The sequence below is a fragment of the Chryseobacterium vietnamense genome (assembly GCF_031454475.1).
In the GTDB taxonomy this organism is placed as follows: Bacteria; Bacteroidota; Bacteroidia; order Flavobacteriales; family Weeksellaceae; genus Chryseobacterium; species Chryseobacterium vietnamense.
Map to the genome: position 1 here is coordinate 283304 of NZ_JAVDQX010000001.1, position 23636 is coordinate 306939.

The following is a 23636-nucleotide window of genomic DNA, read 5'->3' on the forward strand; positions in this document are numbered from 1 at the left end:
CGATTCTGGTACTGCAAAGCTCCGGATTATATCTTTTTATTACTAATATGATCTACTTCCAAAATAGGACAATTGGGACATTTTGTGTATGGTGTTTTTATTGTATCAAAACGGGAAAATATTTTGAAACCTGTGGACCATATCGTAAATTGCAGCCTTAAAAATGAAGCATGAAGAATATATTTAAAATAGGTATGATTGGTTTGGTTTTCGCATTGGTAAACTGTCAATCAGTAAATTATAATAAAATGTTTTATGAGGGAGTGCAGCCGGAAAAGGTTTCAGATAAGTTCAGTTTCACAGAAGGTCCATCAGCAGATAAAGAAGGTAACGTTTACTTCACCGATCAGCCTAATGATAAGATTTATTATTGGGACTGGAAAAACAATCAGGTGATAGAGTTTTTAAATAAAACAGGAAGGGCAAACGGAACTCACTTTGACAAAGATGGATATTTGATTACCTGTTCAGACGATCAGGGTGAGATATGGAAGATATCCAAAGATAAAAAAGTAGAAGTTCTGCTAAAAGGTTTTGAAGGGAAAAGGCTGAACGGCCCCAATGATGTCTGGAATGATGAATTTGGCGGAATGTATTTTACAGATCCTTTGTATGAAAGAGATTACTGGGTTGGTTTTAAACAGGAGATTCAACATAAAAGTCTTTATTACAGAGATAAGTCAGGAAAAGTTACAAAACTGGAAACCTTCACACAGCCCAATGGAATTGTAGGAAGTGAGAAATTAAAGAAATTGTATTTATCTGATATTGATGCCGGAAAAACCTATGTGTATGATATTTTGGGTGAAGGAAAACTGTCTGAGAAAAAACTTTTCTGTGAAATGGGTTCAGACGGAATGACGATGGATAAACACGGAAATCTGTACCTGACAGGAGATGGAGTGCATGTTTTCAACAGTTCCGGGAAGAAGATTTATCATATTCCGATTCCTGAAGACTGGACATCCAATGTTACTTTTGGTGGTAAAAATAATGATATTCTGTTCATTACTGCCTCTAAGTCAGTGTATACTTTCCCTCTGAGAGTAAGAGGAATTAAATAATATTATGTCATTGCGGGGAGTGCAGATTGCTTCGGCACTATGCTCCTCGCAATGACAATAAAGGATAAAGTGGAGGGTTTAATAAGCTACCTCCATTTTCACTTTCTTACCTTTCAGTTTTTCGTTCTGAAGTTTTCTTAAAAGGGCGTTTACTTTATTTCTGGAGACAGCAACATATGATGTCGTGTCTTTTACTTCGATGATTCCTACATCTTCTTTTTGAAGCTCTCCCTTCTTTAGCAGATATCCTACAATATCCACCTTGTTCACTTTGTCTTTTTTTCCTGCACTGATATAAACAGTCTGGAAAGGAGTTTTCTGCGGAACTTTGGTAAATCCGGCCACACTTTCTTCAGGAGTATTATTTTTAATGAATGGGAAATTTTCTTCTTCAGTCATGATCAGGTATACAAAACCTTTGGCATTCATTCTTGCGGTACGTCCGTTTCTGTGAATGAAGGCATCTTCTTTTGGAGGAAGCTGGTAATGAACAATAGATTCTACTTCAGGAATATCAAGTCCGCGGGCTGCAAGATCTGTAGTAATAAGAATTCTTGCGGAATCATTTCTGAATTTTAATAAAGCACGTTCCCTCTCATCCTGTTCCATTCCGCCGTGGAAGGTTTCTCTGTCGATTCCCATCTGATGAAGCAGTTCAGAGATACGGTCTACAGCATCACGGTGATTACAGAAAATTAACGTTCTTTTATTTCCTATTTTACAAACCAGATTAAAAAGCGTATCCAGTTTTTCCTCAGGAATAGTCATTACTTTTCTCAGTTGGAGATCTGGTTTTACATCATTTTCTTTAAGGAAACTGATTACTTTTTCATCTTTTAAGCCTGTAAAAGCCGGAATTTCATCCATGGCTGTGGCAGAGGTTAAAATTCTTTGAGAAAGCCCTTTTAAAGAATTGGAAATGAATTCCATATCATCCTGGAAACCCAATTCCAGAGCTTTGTCGAATTCATCAAGAACCAGAGTCTTGATCGTTTTCGGATCAAAATTGTTATTTCTTAAGTGGTAAACAACTCTTCCCGGAGTTCCGATCAATACAGCCGGAGCTTCAATTAAATTATTAACCTCAATTTTTTTGTCATGCCCACCATAGCAGACAGAAACTTTAAAATCTGTCCCCATGGATTTAAAAACCTGCTCAATCTGTAAAGCAAGCTCCCTTGCTGGAACGAGTATCAATGCCTGAACTCCCTGAACATTTTTTTTCAGATTTCTGAGAACAGGAAATAAAAAAGCAAGAGTCTTCCCGGATCCTGTGGGAGAGAGTAAAACAATGTCCGTATTGTTTTCAGATGCATTATAAGTAGATTTCTGCATTTGATTCATATCCTGAATCTGCAGTTTTTGATAAATCGGCTGTAATTCCATGCTGCAAAGGTAATGAATTTAAGCGGGTGATGGGTGGGAGAGTTTGAGAGTGTTAGGGTTTTAGAGTAGGAGCGTTTGAGAGGGAGAGGGATAGAAAGAACTGTTTTTTTTAATTCTGAATTACTGTCATTCTGAATGAAGCGCAGCGAAATGAAGAATCTCATTTTGTCTTCTATTTATTATATGATAGATACTTCGTGGACTGCCTTTCGTAAACTTTCATTGTATGCTCAGCATGACAGTGGATATTGCTTTATTCTAAGATTAAAACAGTTCATATCGGAATGTCATGCTGGGCGGAGTCGAAACATTCTTTTGATAAAATATTGATTTTTAAATATATAACTTAAATAATAGCATATTAGAATCTATTGTTTATCTTAAATAAAATTCATATCTTTGCACCCACTTTTGTGGCGAAAAGGTTTGACGAGTAAATTACTTAAAATTAATTACTTCCGTATTTTTTAATCCGCATTTATTCAAACCGTTAAAAAAGAAGGAATACAAATTTTTATTAGAAAATGTCAAAAGAGACAAATTCAGCAGAGGTTTTATTAAACCAAAACGTAGCACCAGAACAATTTGATTGGGATTCATTCGAATCAGGTCTTGATGCAGATGCGAGAAAAGAAAAAAGCGATTTAGAAGAAATTTACAACGGATCTTTAAACAACCTTGACGATAACGACGTTTTAGTTGGTAAAGTTGTAAGATTAACTGATAAAGAAGCAATCGTAGACATCAACTTCAAATCTGAAGGTGTTATCTCTCTAAACGAATTCCGTTACAACCAAGGCCTTAAAGTAGGTGATGAGGTAGAAGTAATGGTTGACAAGAGAGAAGACAAAACTGGACAATTACAGTTATCTCACAGAAAAGCCAGAACACTTAAAGCTTGGGATAAAGTAAACGAACTTCACGAAACTGGAGAAATCGTTAACGGTTTTGTTAAATCTAGAACTAAAGGTGGTATGATCGTTGACGTTCACGGAATCGAAGCATTCTTACCTGGTTCTCAAATTGACGTTAAGCCAATTAAAGATTACGATCAGTTCGTAGGAAAAACTATGGAGTTCAAAGTTGTGAAAATCAACCCTGAGTTCAAAAACGTAGTAGTATCTCACAAAGCATTGATCGAAGCAGATATCGAAGGTCAGAAAAAAGAAATCATCGCTCAGCTTGAAAAAGGTCAGGTTCTTGAAGGTACTGTTAAGAATATTACTTCTTACGGTGTATTCATTGACTTAGGAGGTGTTGATGGATTGATCCACATTACAGACCTTTCTTGGTCTAGAGTGAACCACCCATCTGAAATCCTGGAGGACGGACAAACTGTAAAAGTTGTAATCCTTGATTTCGATGATGAGAAAACAAGAATCCAATTAGGTATGAAGCAATTAGAAGCTCATCCTTGGGATGCTCTTTCTGCTGACTTGAAAGTAGGTGACAAAGTAAAAGGAAAAGTAGTAGTTCTTGCTGACTATGGTGCATTCGTAGAAATCGCTCCAGGTGTTGAAGGATTAATCCACGTTTCTGAAATGTCTTGGTCTACTCACTTAAGATCTGCTGGAGATTTCGTAAAAGTAGGTGATGAAGTAGAAGCTGAAGTATTAACTTTAGATAGAGAAGAAAGAAAAATTTCTCTTGGTATCAAGCAATTGTCTAAAGATCCATGGGAAAACATCGAAGCTAAGTATCCGGTAGGATCTCAGCATGTAGGAACTGTAAGAAACTTCACTAACTTTGGTGTATTCGTAGAGTTAGAAGAAGGTATCGACGGATTAATCTACATCTCTGATCTTTCTTGGACTAAGAAAATCAAGCACCCATCTGAGTTCTGCGCAGTAGGTGATAAATTAGACGTTGTAGTTCTTGAATTAGATATCCAAGCTAGAAGATTATCTCTAGGTCACAAGCAATTGACTGAAAACCCATGGGATAAATTCGAAACTAAATATGCTGAAGGAACTATCCACGCTGGTAAAGCTGTAGAAGTTCACGATAAAGGAGCTTCTGTTCAATTCGAAGATGCTGAAGTAGAAGCATTCTGCCCTTCAAGATTATTAGAGAAAGAAGATGGATCTAAAATCAAAAAAGGTGAAGATGCTCAGTTCAAAGTAATCGAATTCAACAAAGAATTCAAGAGAGTAGTAGTATCTCACACAGGTATCTTCAGAGACGAAGAAAAGAAAAACGTTAAAGAATCTTCTTCTAGAAACGTAACTTCTTCTTCTAACAACGAAGAAAGATCTACTCTTGGAGACATCGATGCATTAGCAGAGTTGAAAAGAAAAATGGAAGAAGGTAAATAATCTTTGAACCATATATAAATAGGAAGCCGCTCATTTGAGCGGCTTTTTTTATGCATATACATAGGATAGCAGAATTGTATGTAAGATCTTGAAAAGAAAGTTTCTTAGAATCAGACATAATATTATAAAAATAATTGAATCTTGTTTGTATGAGAAATTTATATCTAAAACTCATTTATGTTGCGAAATATTTAAACTAAAAAAATCAAAAGACAGAATAAGAATAATCTTGAATATCTAAGTATGTTATGCTGTACTATTAATTGAGAAATATGTAAAATAATTTTAATTTTTTGTTTTATATAGGTATTTATTTACATATTTATTTTTATTAAAAAAAATCGTAAAGTTTTGTGAATTATTTGTAGATTAGCGCCTTTAATAATGGATATGAAAAACAAAGCTCTACCTCTTTTATTTGCAGTATTTTCTACATTTCCTGCAATATTATTCGGACAGGATAATGAAAAACTCATTAAAGATTATATTTCTCAAAATAAAATAAGGGAATATAAAAAATCTGATCTTAATAATATCATTGTTGATAATGTAGATCCGTCAAAATCATTGAATGGTAATGTGGTTAAATTTTTACAGACTTATAATGGTTTGCCGGTATACAGCTCTGTAGGAACAGCATTGATAAGGGATAATAAAATTATTTACTACACGGATAATTTTGTTAAAGATTATACTGCATCTACTTCAGGTATAGCCGCCATCAATAAAAATACAGCTCTTCAAAAGATTGCTGAAGATCTGAAGAATCCGGATATTGCAAATTTTACGATTCTCGGATACTTTGAAAAGACTCAGAAAAAAGCTACATCAGCTAATCAGAGACTGGTTTATACGAATGACGAGAATGGAAACCTTCGTCTGGCGTATGAGTATACATTAATGGAGCCAAAATCTCCCAATTACTGGAATATCCTAGTAGATGCTAACAATGGAAATATCCTGTTGAAAAACAATCTGACACTATCATGTAATTTCCATCATGATGCTTACGGTTCAGAAGTAGGAGAGAGCCATGCTGATCATTTTGAAAATACACTAGCAGGGCCTCAAAATAATGTAGCACAGAATAATAATATTCCATTACTTGTACCGGATAATGCATCATATAATGTATTTCCATTGCCTATCGAAGCAGCGACATTTGGTTCGAGATCAATCATTAACAACCCGTGGATTCTGAGTGCTTCGCCTGAAGGATGGCATTCTGACGGAACTAACCATTATACTGTAACAAGAGGAAATAATGTTTTTGCCTATGAAGATGCAGATGGAACAGCTTTAACAGCACCTGATTATCTTACAGGGGCTCCGGCAGAAGGAGGGGCAGCAAGAAATTTTGATTTCCCTTTTAATATCAATGAAACTCCATTAAATAACAGAAATGCTGCCATTACGAATTTATTTTATCTGAATAACAGAATTCATGATGTTTTCTACAAATTCGGATTTACAGAAACCGGAAGAAACTTTCAGCAGAATAATTTTGGAAATGGAGCTGTAACAGGAGAAGATGATTCTGTATATGCAGAGGCTCAGGATGGAAGCGGCTTAAGCAACGCAAACTTCTCTTCGCCACCAGACGGATATAATGGTAAAATGCAGATGTATCTTTGGTCTTCAGTAGGAAGAATATTTTTCTATAATGCACCTACTGCTGCGGTTTCCCGTACACCGGGAGCCGGAACCGCACAGTTTGGAAATCCACTCCCTATCAATGGAATAACAGGAGATGTAGCACTTTCTTCAGTGTTGGATGGATGTACAGCGTTACCTGCAAGTTCATTGGTTGATAAAATAGGATTGGTTGAAAGAGGTACATGTGCTTTTACCGTAAAAGTGAAAAATCTTCAGGATGCAGGAGCTAAAGCGGCTATTGTTTATAATAACAGTGTAAACGGTTCTTCTCTAGGAAATATGGCAGGTGATGATCCGGCAATTACAATCCCTTCAGTACTTATTACCAATACGGAAGGAGAATACATCAAAACTCAGCTTGCCGCAAGTACAACAGTAAATGTTACCTTAAAAAGAAATATGACCCCTGACGGAAGTTTTGATAACGGAATCGTAACTCACGAATATGGTCATGGGATCTCAAATAGAATGACCGGTACAGGATATAACTGTCTGAATTCAGGAATTAGCAAAGAACAGATGGGAGAAGGATGGTCTGATTTCTTTGCTCTAATGCTGACTAATAAAGCTGGAGATGATGCTACAGTGGCCAGAGGTATAGGTACTTATGCAATAGGACAGCCAATAACAGGAGGTGGTATCAGACCTGCAAAATATTCTACAAGTCTTGCCGTTAACGGATTTACCTATGGAAATACCAACGGAATGGAATACAATAACGGATCAGCGATTGTTCCGGATGTACACTCTATTGGTTTTGTCTGGGCAACAATGTTATGGGACCTTCATTGGAAATATGTTGAAAAATATGGTTATTCTTCAGACGTATTATCAACAACACCTAACGGAAGCACAAAAGTATTGCAGTTAGTAACAGATGCACTTAAACTTCAGGGATGTAATCCTAGCTTTATTGATGGAAGAAATGCAATTTTAGCAGCCGAACTGGCAACTACTCAGGGACAGGATAAATGTATGATCTGGGGAGTGTTTGCAAGAAGAGGTTTAGGAGTAAATGCATCGGCAGGAGTTAAAAATAATATTAATGATCAGGTTCAGGACTTTAATGTTCCCGAAGCATGTTTATTAGCGACCAATGATGTAAATGCAGAAAAGAACAATAATATTTCTATCTATCCAAACCCTGCTAAAGACGAATTTTATATTAAGTTCCCAAGCAACACTCTTGGAAAAGTAAGTGTAGAGCTTTATGATATGTCTGGTAAGCTGGTTTCTTCAGAAGATAAAATCTCACCGGATGCCAAGAAAGCAATTTCTACAAGCAATCTTGTCAACGGAACTTACATGGTTAAAATTAAAGGGCTAGGCTTCGAAGCTGCTTCGAAAGTAATGGTTAAAAAATAATTTACTTTTATAATAATCTCAAAATCGCCACAAGCTTGCTTGTGGCGATTTTATTTATCTATCACCATCACACTTCAGAATGATTTAATTTATATGTCGTACCTTTGCAGGCTGTTAAAAAAATTATGAAGAAGAAAAATATACTAAAAGGTGTTTTATTTGTAGGGATTGGAGCTAGTATATATGGTATGTTGGCCACTTTTGTGAAAATGGCTTACCACGATGGTTTTACAACCTCAGAAGTAACTACTTCCCAATTCGTATTAGGTTTGACAGGACTTTTGATCCTGAACTTTATTCAGACCCTGACCTCAAAACAGAAATTATCGATGCCAAGTTCTAAAGAAGTAAGAATGCTCTTGCTTGCAGGGACTTCGTTGGGGGGAACAAGTTTATTCTACTATATTGCTGTACAATATATCAATGTGTCCATTGCCATCGTTTTATTGATGCAGTCAGTATGGTTCAGTGTAGTGATAGAAAGTATCCTTACTAAAAAATTACCCAACGCAAGAAAAGTGGTTTCCGTAGTTATTGTATTGTTGGGGACAGTTCTGGCAACGAATCTTATTAATATGGAAATAGAACTGGACTGGCATGGGGTTTTCTGGGGGCTTATGGCAGCAGCTTCATATACTTTGACGATGTTTACCTCTAATACGCTGGCTACCCATCTTCCGGTTTTCAGAAAGAGTTTTATAATGCTGGCAGGAGGTTCTGTTGTCGTTTTTGCATTCTTATTCTTTGCTCAGATAGGGCCAATGTATTTTGATGGTTTAAAATCATTATACCTGAATTTTACAGATAATACAGAACATATCCATTCATTTAATTATTCAATATTTCCCACGTATGGATTGGTGCTGGCTCTTTTTGGGACAATTATCCCGCCGGTTTTGTTTAATGTAGGATTTCCAAATGCCGGATTAGGGCTTGGAAGCATTGTTTCATCACTGGAGCTTCCGGTTTCCGTTACCATGGCTTTTGTTTTACTGGGAGAGAAAGTATTTTTCATCCAGTGGGTAGGAATTGTCCTGATTCTTTTTGCAATTGTTTTGATGAATTTGCCTTCAAAAAAAGGAAAAAATGTTTCAATAGCATAATTATCTAAAAAATATTTAACTAAAAATAACAGTTGAAACCGTTCCTTTTGGAGCGGTTTTTTTTAATTTTAATCTCTAAAATAAAAGTTTCATGAAACATTTCAGAAATATAATGGCCGCTTTTACTTTAACGGTCTCTGGTTTTATATTTTCACAGGTAAAACCTCTGGATGCAATGCTGTCTGATTATCAATATCCTTACGAAGTTCATTTCCTCGACTTGAAGTCTCAGGGTGAACATTTGAAAATGGCTTATATGGATGTACAGCCGCAAAAATCCAATGGAAAAACTATTATACTTCTCCATGGCAAAAACTTTAACGGAGCTTATTGGGAAAGAACAGCCAAAGATCTTTCTGCTAAAGGTTTCAGAGTAGTGATTCCTGATCAGATAGGATTTGGAAAATCATCAAAACCTCATGCATATCAGTTTTCATTTTCACAGCTGGCAGAAAATACAAAAGCGGTTCTGGATGAACTGAAAATTGACAAAACGATAGTACTGGGACATTCAATGGGAGGAATGGTGGCAACCAGATTTACATTATTATACCCTGAAAAAGTACAAAAACTGATTCTGGAAAACCCGATAGGATTGGAAGATTATAAAACTTTTGCATCGTACCAGACCATTGATCAGGCCTATCAGTCTGAACTTAAAAATACAGCTGAAACCTATAAAAATTATCAGCTGAAATTCTATTATGACAACAAATGGAAAGAAGAATATCAACCCTGGCTTGACTTAATTGCAGGATGGACTCTTCATAAAGATTATCCTCAGGTAGCATGGGATGCAGCACTTACTTCAGATATGATTTACAACCAACCGGTATGTTATGAATTTAAAAATATCAAAGTTCCTACCTTGCTTATTATTGGAACAAGAGATAGAACAGCAATAGGAAAGGATAGAGCCCCTAAGGAACTTCAGTCAAAAATGGGGCAATATCAGGAGCTGGGAAAGAAAACCCAACGTGAAATTGCGGGTTCCAAACTTGTAGAAATTGAAAATGTAGGGCATCTTCCGCATATCGAAGTATACCCTAAATTCATGGAAGCACTGTCTGATTTTATACAATAACTTAATGTTTAGCTATAAAATATTTGAAACATTAAGTCTTATAAATGATTAATTATCTTGCTTAATTTTTCATCTTTGATGAACCTTAACAATTCTTATCATCTTCATTACACTTAATGTTTCAAAATTAATTTTTTTTGTTACTAATGAATAATAAAGTACAAACTCCGATTCCTGAAAACAGGACACACGAAATTCCCAGATTCTGTATAAATCCAATAGCTGCCAGCCCAAGACCTATCTGTACGTAATAAATTAACCCTAATAAAGCACCTGCACTTCCGGTTTCACTCTTATAATGGATAAGTGCTGTACTCAGTATATTGGGAATGGCAATGCTGAAGGCCATCACAATGAAGAAATAAGGAATTAAAAAATATATTCCTGTATTCATCAGAAGCCATACGAAAATAGAGGCGATAAATGCGGTATAGGTACTTGCTTTAACTAAATACCCAACTTGTATATTCCTCAGTAACAAATATCGATTAAGTTTTGCGCCTGCAAATGTACCGCAAGCCAATATTATACTGCTGTATCCAAAAACATAAGAAGAATAATGATTTTCTTTAAAGATAAATGGAGCCAGTGAATAGTATGAAAATAGCAAAACATTAAAGCTCATAATCAGTAAGCAGCACTTAATGATGCTTTGATCATGAAGCATCCGTTCCAATAAGTTGATCAATGTCTTTACGTTAATTGATTTCTTTACATGATGAGTTTCAGAAATGTTGTGTCTGGAAAGGAGTAAAAAGAGTATACCCAACATACACAATGTAATAAATACACCCTGATGTCCGCCGGAAGAAGCTAATATTGAACCTGTAACCATTCCTATTACCGGACTGATAGACAAACCGATTCCGATCCAGGAAAATACTTTGCTGATATTTTCTTTGTCAAAAGTATCTCTTAAAATAGTCTGGGTTACGATGGAACCCACCGAAATTCCGAATGCTGAAATAATCCTGGCAGCAAGAAGAACCATGAAATCGGGAGCAAAAACAGCAGCCAAAGTTCCGATTCCATAGGTGATGAGGCCGTATTCCAATGATTTTTTCCTTCCGATCCTGTCGCATTGAACGCCCCAGAATGCAACACCCAACGCAAATGCTATAAAATACAAACTGATCGTTAAGGTAACCGATTCTTCATTCACTCCAAACTCTTCCTGTACCATAGGCAAAACTGGACTATAAATGGTTTCTACAAACTGGGGGAGCATCACAAGTAAAGTCAACAGCCAGATAGGATTGGTCTTTTTCATTTTTTTTTCTGCAAAGTTTCCAAAAAATCAATGTATATTTATAATGATATAAAAACAAAAAATATCAAAAATAGGACATGGCTTTAATAGATCAGAATGAAAGCTTTGATGCAGATGCTATACCCGAAAAAATAATCGGAATAGCCTCTGATATGGTATTGCATGACTCCGGCTTTCATTTTCATAAAACGAAGTCCCAGCTGTTGTATGCGCCATCAGGTTGTATGACGGTAACTACTTCTGACAGGCAGCTGGTTCTCCCTCCGTTCAGAATGCTTTGGATTCCTTCCCATGAAGTCCATCGTGTGAATTTCAGAAATATTGTAGCCTATAGATCTGTCTATTTTGATGAAGGCTATTCGAAAAAATATATAAAACCGGATCTCAAGGTTCTTCATGTCAACGCCTTGTTAAAAGAAATTATAGAAAGGATTTGTTTTTGGGAATGGTCTGCACTCAAAAATGATCAGGTCCATCTTTTAAAGGTGTTCTGGGATGAATTACAAAGGGCTCCGGAAGAAAAACTGGAACTTAAAATGCCACAGGACAGACGTTTTAAGAGATCAGTTGAAGAATGGACACTCCGTGATTCCATGCCTCCAAGGCTGAAAGATCTTGCAGCAAAAACCGGAGCAGTAGAGAAAACAATCAGCCGGATTTTTAAAAAAGAAACCGGATTGTCTTATCAGGATTGGAGGCAGCAATGGCGGCTGCAGCGATCTATCGAGCTTTTGGTGGAAGGCAATTCAATAGGAGAGGTATCTCATATACTGGATTTTTCTTCGGACAGTGCTTTTATTGAGTTTTTTAAAAAACAAACAGGCTCAACACCTTTGCAGTATCTCATGAAGCATGAATAGCCCTTTTGCAGCTTATAAAAAGTACGATTGTGATGTAATAATATATTATTTTCTTGTCCTATGAAAAGTCCGGATTATAGTAAATTTCATAAAATTGTATTACCAATACAATAATTATGAAAACGATTAATACAAATAGTGTTGAGAACTATGTACATACACTTGGGATCAACACGACTGCTGATAAAGTGTATCAAGCTTTAACTGATAAAATTCCTCTTTGGTGGACTGAATGGTTTGAAGGTCCATCTTCGGAGGTTGGAAACCTTTTCACCATAAGATTTGGAGATAACATTCACAAAACAATGCGTGTGAAAGAATTAACTGCCAATACAAAAATTGTCTGGTTGGTTGAAGATTCACTGATTGCCCTTCCTGAATTAAAGAACCAGACAGAATGGATCGGAACAACAATCATCTGGGAAATAGAGGGAAATAATGAAAGCACTCAGATAAAACTTACCCATATCGGTCTGAATCCGGCTATTGAATGCTATGAGATCTGCTCCAATGGCTGGCTACAATTTCTTGGAAGCCTGAAGAAATTTCTCGAAACCGGCGAAGGAGCTCCCTATAAAAAGTAAAATATTTACACAAAAAAAAGAGACTGTTTATAAGTAAACAGCCTCTTTTTGTATGTATTGTTGTCTGAATTATTTCTTCTTGTAAGCAGCGTCTTTGATTCTTGCTTTCTTACCTCTAAGGTCTCTGAAGTAGTAAATTCTAGCTCTTCTAACTCTACCTCTTCTATCAACTTCGATTTTTTGAAGTGCAGGCATGTTAATAGGGAATACTCTTTCTACACCTACATCACCACTCATTTTTCTGATAGTGAAAGTTTTTGTAGAACCAGTACCTCTTAATTGGATAACTGTTCCTTTGAAGAACTGAGTTCTTGTCTTTTGTCCTTCTTTAATTTCGTAATACACAGTAATTGTATCACCTGCTTTGAATTCAGGGAATTCTTTTTTCGCAATGTACTTGTCTTGTACGTACTTTAATAAATCCATTATTAATAAAATAAAATGTTAAAGCTAAGCAACTTACACGTTCTTCGTCAGAGGTTGAATAACAGGTTGCAAATGTACAAAATAGTTTTTGAATATGCCAAATATTTACTGTACTAAAAACTATAATTTTTTCACTCCGGTTTTGTTAAAAAATTAACGGTTTCTTTAAAATACCATCAGACAGAGTTTATATGGGAATTCTACTTTTGCCCGAAGTGAAAAATCTTAACACCGATTTTTAAATTCCTGATTCACAACTTAAAACTATATGTTATTTTAAAACGAAAACGATTATGAAACATTATTTCTTCTTTTTTTGTTTCGCGGTCCAGATGGCTTTCGGGCAGGCTTTGTATCCTTACTTACAAAACCCGACTCCGAATTCTATGATCGTCAATTGGAAAACAGCCTCCAATAATGAAACAACGGTGATCTATGGAGATTCTCCAATAAACCTGAATGTTACGGTAACGGGAACTACCAATATCTTCTCAGATACAGGGTACAACAACAATTATTATTATCATACAGCAAAGGTTACCAATCTGCAGCCGAATACAAAATACTATTATAAGATAAAAACAGGTACCACTGAGTCTGCTGTATACAATTTCAGAACACTTCCTTTGCCGGGACAGGCCGTAACTGCAAATGGAAAGATCCGTTTCCTTATTATGGGAGACAACCAGATTAAAGCTGAGCCCAGATATGATACGCTTACTTTGAATGCCTATAAAAAATTAAAGGAAAAATTCGGAGCTGCTTCAGATCCGTCAGATAATATTGCGCTTACTTTTATGGTGGGTGACCAGGTAGACGTCGGTACATTGGATCACTATGAAAATGTTCACTTTAAAAAGAATATCAAATTATCACCTTATCTGCCCATCCAAACAACAGTAGGAAACCATGAAACCTATGGAACGATGGGAATGAATTCTTACTATGCCCATTTTTATATTGATGAAATCAGTTATAAAGGAATAAGCTCAGGAAATGAAAATTATTATGCCCAGCAGGCAGGAAATGTATTATTTGTGAGTTTAAGTTCTGAACATACCGGATCAGCACAACAGTCATGGCTTCAGCAGATCTTAACGGCAGCCAACAATGATGCTACAGTAGACTGGATTATTTCTTTGAGCCACAGACCGTATCAGGCTGAGCAGTACGTAGGCGATATTTCTACCTGGGTAAGAGAAAATGCCGTACCGCTTCTGGTTACTTCTGATAAATATTTAATGCATGTGGGAGCTCACCATCATTTATACCACAGAGGTCAGCTTAAAAATACACCGAATTACCAGATTATTTCCGGAGGAACAGCCTGGGATCAATATTGGGGAATGTCTAATGAACAGGATTTTGATGATGTTCAGAAAACGTTGACAGACTGGACTTATCAGATTGTGGAAGTAGATATTCCAACCGGAAAAGTGGATATCGAATGTTATTCAATTGGTGGAGTGTACAACAAGAAAAACAATGTGCTGGTGGATTCTTTCCACAGGTATAAAAATCAGCCCAAACCGGCAAAACCATCCATTACAAATACTTTTTCAGGACCAATTAGTTTACCATTAACATTAAACGGAAGTGCATTTTCATCTTCCAACGGAGAACTTTTAAACACAACACAGTTCCAGATCAGTAAAACCCCAAACTTTTCTGTAATTGAAAAGGAATTCTATCGCGATTTTGAAAACTGGTTCGGAAAAGACGGAAACGGAACTCCCGATAAAACCAAAAACCTGAATGATGGAGTAGACATCACCAAAGCAACCTTGGCTGCGAATTCTATTCCCAATGGGATCTATTACATAAAAATACGCTACAGAGACAGAAACCTGGAGTGGAGTGAGTGGAGTGATGTGAAGCAGTTCGAAATTACAGGAAGTGTGGTTTCAAATCCTACCTTTACTTTAAATAAAACAGAATATGCCCAAAATGAAGCTATCACGGCTACATTCACCGGAGGTCCTGGAAATCAGCAGGATTGGGTAGGAATCTATAAAAAGGGACAAACTCCGGCTTCTACCACTTCACAAGGATATATTTATACGAATGGGCAGACTGCAGGAACAGTAACGTTCAATAATGGTCTGGCTACTAAAGGTCAGTATTTTGCAGGATTCTTTGCCAATGGGGGATATACAGAAATCACTCCAAGGAAAAATTTCTATGTAGGACCAAAAGTACAGCTGCAGACGACGGCTGATACATATCCGGTAGGAGGAACGGTTACCATCAATTTTACAGACGGCCCGAACTTACAGAAAGACTGGATCGGAATTTATAAAATGGGACAAACTCCGGGAACGACTGCTTCCATCAAATGGAGCTATGTAACAACTGCTTCAGGAACTCTTAATTTCACAGGACTTCCGAAAGGATATTATTACGCTCAGTATTTATTGGAAGACGGATATAACGGAATCGGGGAGAAAGTATTCTTTAAAGTAGGGGATATCGTTACAGATCTTTGGATCAACAAACCTGTATATACCTTGGGTGAAAATATTACCGCTTCATGGACAGATTCTCCGGGAATCATCAAAGACTGGCTGGGAATTTATCCTCAAAGTGTTCAGACACCGGATGATAATTTTGTTTCTTATACCTATTTTGATGGGGTAACGCAGGGAACAAAAACCATCCAGGGAACAGCAGTACCTGCCACACCGGGAAATTATTATATGGTAATGTTTACCAATGATTCCTATACAGAAGTTTCAAACAGAGTACAGTTTCAGGTAACTTCACCTACTTTGGGAACTGAAGAAACAAGAAGTACAGAGAAAAATGTAGTGTTGTATCCAAACCCAACCAAACCGGGACAGCCTACTTTTATTAAAAGTGATTACCCGATTGAAAAAATTGAATTGGTTTCAGCTTCAGGAGAATTATTGTATGTATCAAAAAATATCAATAACCAACGTTTCTCTTTGGTGAATGAAAACCTTCCGGCAGGCGTTTACTATGTAAAAGTACACGGAAGAAAACTATTTACTTTAAAGCTGATTATTCAGTAAAGTAAACTAAACATAATTATAATCAAGAGGCTGTCAGCAATGATAGCCTCTTTTTTATGGATGTAAGTAATCATAAAATTACCCATATTATCTGTGAAAATCTGTGCCCTCTGTGGTTAAATAAAAAGCGATTCCAAAAAAATGAAACCGCCTTTGATATATAGTTGTGGTAATTAGTCAAATAGATGATGCAGATCATCCTCGCTGATCAATGTCTGGTTTTCAGCAGAAGCATTTTCATCCTGAGCATCGGCCAGCGTTTTAGTTTCCTGAATGAGCTTTCCATCCATATTATAAAGTTTTAACAAGATCCATTTCCCGCTGCGTTCAAGTTCTTTAGCTCCATCCCACGTTTTTATTCTGATTTTTCCGCTTTGAATGACACCTGCTTTTACAGAAGACTTATGGGCAGGTTTCCCTTTTACATACTGTGTGATTTGTGCCGTGAAGGAATAATCTTCCCCATCTTCACTGATCGGTTGTGTGAATGTATATAAAATAGAGCCTTTGGGGTCATAAACAGTTGCATCATAGCCTGTTTGTTTAGCGTTCAGCTTTTTTTCAAAACTCAGCTTCGCATTATTACCTTCAAAAAAGCTTTTGATGTTTACGATAATACCTTCCTTATAAACTGTTTCATTAAAGCCTTCATAAGTGGTACCATTATAAGGGATACCATCTTTGTATGTTAATGTGGATTTCAGCTTTCCATCCGGGGAATAATATTTAATTTCCTGGATAAGATCATCTTTTAAAAATTGCTCGGAGGATAACTTTCCGTCTTCATCAAAATATTTACTGGTTACCTTTGAGCCTTTTTCATAAGTATCAATAGAGGAAATCCGTGAGTATTCATAAGCCAGATGATAATCATCCCCATCCATTGGATTATAAATATCATTTTCCTTATCATATTGGTAGACCAGATGACCTATTTTTTTACCCGACTCATCATAAGTGGTTTTATAGCCATCTTTTTTATTCATCTTCTGTTCCTGTAAAATCTTTCCGGTTTTGCTGTAGACAACACCTTCCTTTACACTGCCGTCCTTTCTGTATTTTTCTATCTTGGAAATCCTCATTGGGCTGGAATAATAATCCACCACCATATTTTCACCTGAACCGGAGGTAGTATTGCTGCCCAGGTATTTTCCTTTTTCACCGTAATATTTTGTTTCGGTGTTGCTGTCCTTATCAATGATGGTTTCATTTCTGATCCCTTTAATATCATCATCATAAACGGTTGTTTTTACGGGTGTTGAGTTTTCATATTCGACCAGAATATTAAAATCCATCCCATCCTCAGCATCTTTATAGCTGAACATCTTTCCTGAAAAACTTCCGTCAGCTTTATAAACCACATCTTCTGTCAGCCTGCCATTCATATCATAAGTCTGAGCAGGGCCAACCTGTTGTCCGTTGGAATAGGTGACAAAATTTAAAACCTTCCCTTCCTCAGTATACCAGGTTACTTTTCCTTCAAAAACTTCATTGTTGGGAGTGGTGTCTGAAGCCAATCCTTCCATTTGAAGTTTTCCATCCTTATAGAAATCTTTGATAAGGGTAAGTTTTCCTTTTGAACTCGTTTCACGGTAATATTCCATGTTGTCCTGAGTGGTTTTTTCCCAGTTTTCATCAAAATAAGTTTTCTCCTGTGCGCATACATTGATGCTGAGTACCAGTGCAAGTAATGCTGAGGTAAATAATTTTTTCATGTTTTTTTGTAAGCTTTGATATTTTTAAATGATTAATGTGATGAACAGTGTTGAAAGAGATCTTCGTAGCGATCCAAAGAGAAGCGAAAAGGGCAGTAATTGTCCGCCATTGAAATAATTTCTACATTAAAGTTGTGTTTAAGTGACAGCCGGAACTAAAAAAATACAGTGTTCCAGGCTTTGAGAGCGCAAATATATATGAAATTCATGAGAAATAATACAAAAAATGAACAGACTTGTTCAGTTTTTAAAGTAATGGTCTGATTTTTATGTTTTTAAATGTTGCAAATGATATTTTAAAAATGCATCAAATTCAGCACTGTTTCCACTCACTGGATATACAAGAAAATTTATTAAATTTAGCCAACAGAAAAATCTAATATTTCATGATAGATAAAAGAGTAAAAAATGCAAAGGAGGCCATCGAAGGAATTAATGATGGAATGACACTGATGCTTGGCGGATTCGGACTTTGCGGAATTCCTGAAAACTCAATCAATGCTTTGGTAGAAAGCGATGTGAAAGATCTTACTTGTATTTCAAACAATGCAGGTGTGGATGATTTCGGATTAGGATTACTGCTTCACAAAAGACAGATTAAAAAAATGATCTCTTCCTATGTAGGAGAAAATGCTGAATTTGAAAGACAGATGCTTTCAGGTGAATTGGATGTAGAACTTACTCCTCAGGGAACCTTAGCGGAAAAATGCAGAGCTGCTCAGGCTGGAATTCCTGCTTTTTACACTCCTGCAGGCTACGGAACTGAAGTAGCAGAAGGGAAAGAAGTAAAAGAATTCAAAGGAAAACCTCATATTCTGGAGCATGCTTACGATGCAGACTTTTCTATCGTAAAAGCATGGAAAGGTGATCATGCAGGAAATCTTATCTTCAAGGGATCTGCAAGAAACTTCAATCACCCAATGGCAGGTGCTGCAAAGATTACCATTGCTGAAGTAGAAGAATTGGTAGAACCGGGACAATTGGATCCGAATGAAATTCATATTCCGGGAATCATGATTCAAAGAATTTTCCAGGGAGAAAAATTTGAAAAAAGAATTGAACAGAGAACTGTAAGAACTAAAGAATAAGTTCAAAACAATAAAAATAAAAAGCGCTGAATATTTCATCAGCGCTTTTTTATGCTTGGGGAGTAAGTGTTTTTCTTTCTCCGATTTGTTGTCTCCACATGGCATAGTAAAGCCCTTTTTCGTCAATAAGATTGGCATGAGATCCGGTTTCTACAACCTGTCCGCGTTCAAGAACATAAATTTTATCTGCATGCATAATCGTACTTAAACGATGCGCAATGAGAACGGTAATCTGTTCTCTTTCTTTGGAAATATCCTTGATGGTAGTGGTAATTTCTTCTTCTGTAATACTGTCCAGTGCAGAAGTAGCTTCATCAAAAATTAAAAGATGAGGTTTTCTTAAAAGCGCCCTGGCAATGGCAATTCTTTGTTTTTCACCGCCACTCAGCTTCAGTCCGCCTTCACCAATAACGGTTTCAATTCCCTTTTCTGCTCTTTCTAATAAAGCTGTACAACTTGATTTTTGGAGCGCAACGGCCAGTTCTTCTTCAGTAGCGGAAGGATTAACGAAAAGAAGGTTTTCTTTAATCGTTCCGGCAAACAACTGAGTATCCTGTGTGACAAAACCAATCTGATTTCTCAGTTCGTCAAAGTCAAATTCCTTTCCATTGATACCATTGTAAAAAATATTCCCTTCCTGAGGTCTGTACAATCCAACCAATAGTTTCACCAAAGTACTCTTACCTGAACCACTCGGTCCTACAAAAGCAATGGTCTCACCGTTTTTAAGATCAAAAGAAATGTTATTTAAAGCTTTATACTGTGCAGACTGATGTTTGAAAGAGACGTGTTTAAATTCCAGTTCTTCAATTGCTCCAATTTGTTTCGGATGAAGAGGTTTTTCTTCTACCTCTTTTTTCATCAAACGGTCAAAATTCTGAAGTGAAGCTTCTGCCTCACGATAAGAAATAATAATGTTTCCAATTTCCTGCATAGGCCCGAAAATAAAGAAACCGTAAAACATCAGCGACAGATATTGGCCCGGAGTTACAATGTTTTTAAAAATTAAAAATAAAAGGGTCAGGGTAATCAACTGTTGAAGAAAATTAACCATGGTTCCCTGGATAAAACTCAAAGAACGGATGCTTTTCACCTTTCTAAGTTCAAGGCCAAGAATCTTATACGTATTGTTATTTAAACGGATCACTTCCTGATTGGTTAATCCTAAACTTTTGACAATTTCAATATTTCTTAAGCTTTCAGTCGTGCTTCCCGCCAAAGCTGTGGTTTCAGTCACAATATTTTTCTGAATTACTTTGATTCTCTTACTCAATAAATTGGTGACAATGGCTATAAAGAAAATCCCGCAGATATAAACCGGCATAATAGACCAATGTAAACGGATCGCATACACCGAAACGAAAATAATACTTACCAGAATTCCGAAGAAAATATTAATGAAATTCGTGATGAATTTTACCGTATCTTCTCTTACTTTCGTCAAAATAGACAAGGTTTCACCGCTTCTCTGATCTTCAAATTCCTGATAGGGCAATGCCATCGAGTGTTTTAATCCGTCGGTAAATATTTTTGCTCCAAACTTTTGAGTAATCACACTGACCACATAATCCTGAAAAGCTTTGGCAATTCTGCTCACCATGGCAGTCCCGATAAGCAGCCCCAAAAAGTAAAAAGCACCGTGATAGGCAGAGCTTCCGTATAAATATTCATTCAGGTTTCTGGGCAATAGTTTTTCTTTATCAAAAAAGTTGGGATGAGTAACCAGCTGATCCAGGATATTTCCTGTGATGGCCGGAGCAAATAAAGAGAAAACCTGGTTAATAGTAGCCAAAAATAAAGAGATGATGATCAGCCACTGATAGGGTTTAAGATATCTAAAAAGTATTTTCATTCTATTAAAAAATAATGGAACAAAATTACAGATATTATTTTAACTAACAGTGTTAATTGTTGAATACAACAAAGCCCTTTTGTATTCAAGTGAAAATAATTAAATTGCAGTCTAAGTTTTTATTATGCTTACAAAAGAACAAATTGCCAAAAGAATTTCAAAAGAACTGAAAGATCGTTATTATGTAAACCTGGGAATTGGGATTCCTACTTTGGTTGCCAACTATGTTCCGGAAGGTATTTCCGTAGAATTCCAGAGTGAAAATGGAGTTTTGGGAATGGGACCTTTCCCTTTCGAAGGAGAAGAAGATGCGGATATCATTAATGCCGGAAAGCAGACTATTACTATTCTGGAAGGAGGTTCATTCTTTGATTCTGCCTTTAGTTTCGGGATGATCCGTGGTCAGAAAGTAGACCTTACTATCCTTGGAGCAATGGAAGTTTCAGAAAACGGAGATATTGCCAACTGGAAAATTCCGGGAAAAATGGTAAAAGGAATGGGAGGTGCAATGGACCTTGTAGCTTCTGCTGAAAATATAATCGTTGCTATGATGCATGTGAACAAGGCAGGAGAAAGTAAAATCCTTAAGAAATGTACACTTCCTCTAACAGGAGTAAACTGTGTGAAAAAAATAGTTACTGAATTAGCTGTTCTGGATGTAACTCCGGCAGGTTTTAAGCTGGTAGAAAGAGCACCAGGCGTTTCAGTAGAAGAGATTATTAAAGCTACAGAAGCAGATCTGATCATTGAAGGAGAAATTCCTGAAATGCAGTTCTAATCTGATGATCAATATAAAAAGTTTCGGCCTCACTTTGTGAGGCCGAAACTTTTATAAGACATAGCAAATAAACCGACATAGGAGCCCGGAGCGTTAAAAAAATAAGTCCTGTGAACGTTAAAAAAATTCTCCTGTCCGAAGCGCGAGACAAAATCAGAACCGATTAAGCAATAATGATTTCGCGCAAGTTTAGAATTTTTAGAGAACAGGAATTATTTTTAGTGGAGAGATCCAGGTCTTGAACTTTTGTTTCTTTTGTTTCAAGACAAAAGAAATTAAAACAGTAACAAAACAGAGCCTTTGTCATGTATGTTCAGACAAATAGTTCTATAGATAACTTTAAACCCGACATAGGAACTCGTAGCGTTAAAAAAATAACTCCTGAGAACGTTAAGAAAATTCTCCTGTCCGAAGCGCGAGACAAAATCAGAACCAATTAAGCAATAATGATTTCGCGCAAGTTTAGAATTTTTAGAGAACAGGAATTATTTTTAGCGGAGAGATCCAGGTCTTGAATTTTTGTTTCTTTTGTTTCAAGACAAAAGAAATCAGGTCAACAAAAAACATTATTATTATCATTTAGGCCCAGACAAATAGCTCTATAGATAACCTTAACCCCGACATCGGAACTCGCAGCGTTAAAAAAATAATTTCTGTGAACATTAAGAAAATTCTCCTGTCCGAAGCGCGAGACAAATTCAGAACCGATTAAGCAATAATGATTTCGCGCAAGTTTAGAATTTTTAGAGAACAGAACTTATTTTTAGCGGAGAGATCCAAGTCTTGAACTTTTGTTTCTTTTGTTTCAAGACAAAAGAAATTAACACATAAAAAAACACTGTTATTATCATTTAGGCCAGACAAATAGTTCTATAGCTGACTTTAAACGACATCGGAACTAGGAGCGTTAAAAAAATAAATCCTGTGAACGTTAAGAAAATTCTCCTGTTCGAAGCGCGAGACAAAATCAGAACCAATTAAGCAATAATGATTTCGCGCAAGTTTAGAATTTTTAGAGAACAGGAATTATTTTTAGCGAAGAGATCCAGGTCTTGAACTTTTGTTTCTTTTGTTTCAAGACAAAAGAAATTATAACATAAAAAAAGCTGCCTCATCATGAAACAGCTTCTATATTTAGTCTATCTTATTTATTTCCCATCCTGAGCTCCAAACACCTTCTGCAGAATACTCGTAGTCCTCATAGCAGGCGTATTCCTGATTCCGCTTTCTTTATCGGCAACCATTTTGAAAACACCGTTGATGGTTTCTGTAGTAACATATTCGTTAAGATCAGTAGTTACAGCTTGTCCGGTAAACGTATTATATTTTGAAATCAGATTTTTCCAAAGGGTGTCAGCACCTACTTTACCTAAAGAAGCTTTTACTTTGGGCTGAAAGGCATTAAACAGCTGAGTCTGGGTTTTTCCCTGCAGATAACTTGTTGCAGCATTGTTACTGCCTAACAGGATGTTTTTGGCATCTGTAATCGTCATAGAAGTAATAGCATTTGTAAAAATAGGTGCAGCTTCTGTTACGGCATCTTCGGCAGCTCTGTTCAGTAATTTCACCCCTTCATCAGCAAGGCTTCCCATTCCGATGGAACGTAGCGTTGTATCGATCTTTCTTAATTTTTCTGGCATTAAAATCTTTACGGCTTCATTCTTGAAAAAACCATCCGTTACCGCCAGTTTTTTTACACCATCTGTTACTCCCATAGTTAAAGCTTCTTTTAATCCTGAAGAAATCTGACTGGAAGTAAGGTTTCCAATATTGGCAGATGAATTGCCTGAGGTGGTAGTGGTTGTCTTGGTAGAAGTTATTGTACCATTATTTTTTACTGGAACATTAAGATCTACACCAGTTTTATCTTTAACAGCAGATTTTATAATATCAAAAATTTGTGCCTGAGCTGATAAAGAAAATAATAAAGCGGCTGCCAGAAAAATGTTTTTTTTCATCCTATTTTTTTGCAAATTTAAACCTTTAATTTTTTTAAGTCGACTAAATTGATCAAAAAGCAAACCATAATATCCCATATTTAATAGAATAATATCTATA

The 23636-nt window shown here is 36.3% G+C and carries 16 protein-coding genes; 10 read left to right on the forward strand and 6 right to left on the reverse strand.

The annotated features are described in order from the left end of the window. The first annotated feature begins 170 nt into the window (after positions 1-170). Positions 171-1064: an SMP-30/gluconolactonase/LRE family protein gene (locus J2786_RS01220; RefSeq protein ID WP_047432379.1), complete on the forward strand. Its 894-nt coding sequence runs from the start codon at positions 171-173 to the stop codon at positions 1062-1064. 78 nt (positions 1065-1142) lie between these two features. Here J2786_RS01220 and J2786_RS01225 read toward each other — a convergent pair whose 3' ends face one another. Beyond that, positions 1143-2450 carry a DEAD/DEAH box helicase gene (locus J2786_RS01225; RefSeq protein WP_142014371.1) on the reverse strand — a complete coding sequence of 436 codons (1308 nt, stop codon included), beginning with the start codon at positions 2448-2450 and terminating at the stop codon, positions 1143-1145. Between the two features lie 524 nt (positions 2451-2974). Here J2786_RS01225 and rpsA point away from each other — a divergent pair. From rpsA to J2786_RS01245, 4 genes are all read left to right on the forward strand, one after another. Next, positions 2975-4765 carry a 30S ribosomal protein S1 gene (rpsA, locus tag J2786_RS01230; protein ID WP_047095475.1) on the forward strand — a complete coding sequence of 597 codons (1791 nt, stop codon included), beginning with the start codon at positions 2975-2977 and terminating at the stop codon, positions 4763-4765. A gap of 390 nt (positions 4766-5155) precedes the next feature. Beyond that, a complete protein-coding gene (locus J2786_RS01235) occupies positions 5156-7786 on the forward strand; it encodes a T9SS-dependent M36 family metallopeptidase (RefSeq protein ID WP_310023666.1) in 2631 nt (876 codons plus the stop codon). A 125-nt stretch (positions 7787-7911) separates the two neighbouring features. Beyond that, a complete protein-coding gene (locus J2786_RS01240) occupies positions 7912-8889 on the forward strand; it encodes an EamA family transporter (RefSeq protein WP_310023668.1) in 978 nt (325 codons plus the stop codon). Between the two features lie 91 nt (positions 8890-8980). Further along, entirely contained in the window at positions 8981-9973 is a 993-nt protein-coding gene (locus J2786_RS01245) for an alpha/beta fold hydrolase (protein ID WP_047432368.1), read from the forward strand. A 127-nt stretch (positions 9974-10100) separates the two neighbouring features. On the opposite strand, the gene J2786_RS01250 is transcribed toward J2786_RS01245, so the two are convergent. Continuing rightward, positions 10101-11243, reverse strand: a complete 1143-nt coding sequence (locus J2786_RS01250; RefSeq protein WP_047432365.1) for an MFS transporter — start codon at positions 11241-11243, stop codon at positions 10101-10103. 77 nt (positions 11244-11320) lie between these two features. On the opposite strand from J2786_RS01250, the gene J2786_RS01255 reads away from it, so the two are divergent. Next, on the forward strand, positions 11321-12103 hold the full coding sequence (locus tag J2786_RS01255) for an AraC family transcriptional regulator (RefSeq protein WP_047432363.1): 783 nt from the start codon (positions 11321-11323) through the stop codon (positions 12101-12103). A 116-nt stretch (positions 12104-12219) separates the two neighbouring features. Then, positions 12220-12687, forward strand: coding sequence for an SRPBCC family protein (locus J2786_RS01260; protein ID WP_052187006.1), 468 nt, complete (start codon positions 12220-12222; stop codon positions 12685-12687). 69 nt (positions 12688-12756) lie between these two features. Here J2786_RS01260 and rplS read toward each other — a convergent pair whose 3' ends face one another. Beyond that, entirely contained in the window at positions 12757-13113 is a 357-nt protein-coding gene (gene rplS, locus J2786_RS01265) for a 50S ribosomal protein L19 (RefSeq protein WP_002980648.1), read from the reverse strand. A gap of 293 nt (positions 13114-13406) precedes the next feature. Between rplS and J2786_RS01270 the strand changes: the two genes are divergently transcribed. Further along, complete coding sequence (locus J2786_RS01270) at positions 13407-16145, forward strand: fibronectin type III domain-containing protein (RefSeq protein WP_047432360.1); 2739 nt, start codon at positions 13407-13409, stop codon at positions 16143-16145. A 173-nt stretch (positions 16146-16318) separates the two neighbouring features. Here the strand turns inward: J2786_RS01270 and J2786_RS01275 are convergent, their stop codons facing one another. Further along, complete coding sequence (locus J2786_RS01275) at positions 16319-17860, reverse strand: toxin-antitoxin system YwqK family antitoxin (RefSeq protein WP_052187005.1); 1542 nt, start codon at positions 17858-17860, stop codon at positions 16319-16321. 386 nt (positions 17861-18246) lie between these two features. Here J2786_RS01275 and J2786_RS01280 point away from each other — a divergent pair, with 386 nt between their 5' ends. Further along, a complete protein-coding gene (locus J2786_RS01280) occupies positions 18247-18948 on the forward strand; it encodes a CoA transferase subunit A (protein WP_047376945.1) in 702 nt (233 codons plus the stop codon). Positions 18949-18997: 49 nt separating this feature from the next. Here the strand turns inward: J2786_RS01280 and J2786_RS01285 are convergent, their stop codons facing one another. Then, positions 18998-20800 carry an ABC transporter ATP-binding protein gene (locus tag J2786_RS01285; RefSeq protein WP_047432356.1) on the reverse strand — a complete coding sequence of 601 codons (1803 nt, stop codon included), beginning with the start codon at positions 20798-20800 and terminating at the stop codon, positions 18998-19000. A 124-nt stretch (positions 20801-20924) separates the two neighbouring features. On the opposite strand from J2786_RS01285, the gene J2786_RS01290 reads away from it, so the two are divergent. Then, positions 20925-21578, forward strand: a complete 654-nt coding sequence (locus J2786_RS01290) for a CoA transferase subunit B (RefSeq protein ID WP_047432354.1) — start codon at positions 20925-20927, stop codon at positions 21576-21578. Between the two features lie 1148 nt (positions 21579-22726). Here the strand turns inward: J2786_RS01290 and J2786_RS01295 are convergent. After that, positions 22727-23536 carry a DUF4197 domain-containing protein gene (locus tag J2786_RS01295; protein ID WP_047432351.1) on the reverse strand — a complete coding sequence of 270 codons (810 nt, stop codon included), beginning with the start codon at positions 23534-23536 and terminating at the stop codon, positions 22727-22729. Positions 23537-23636 lie beyond the last annotated feature (100 nt).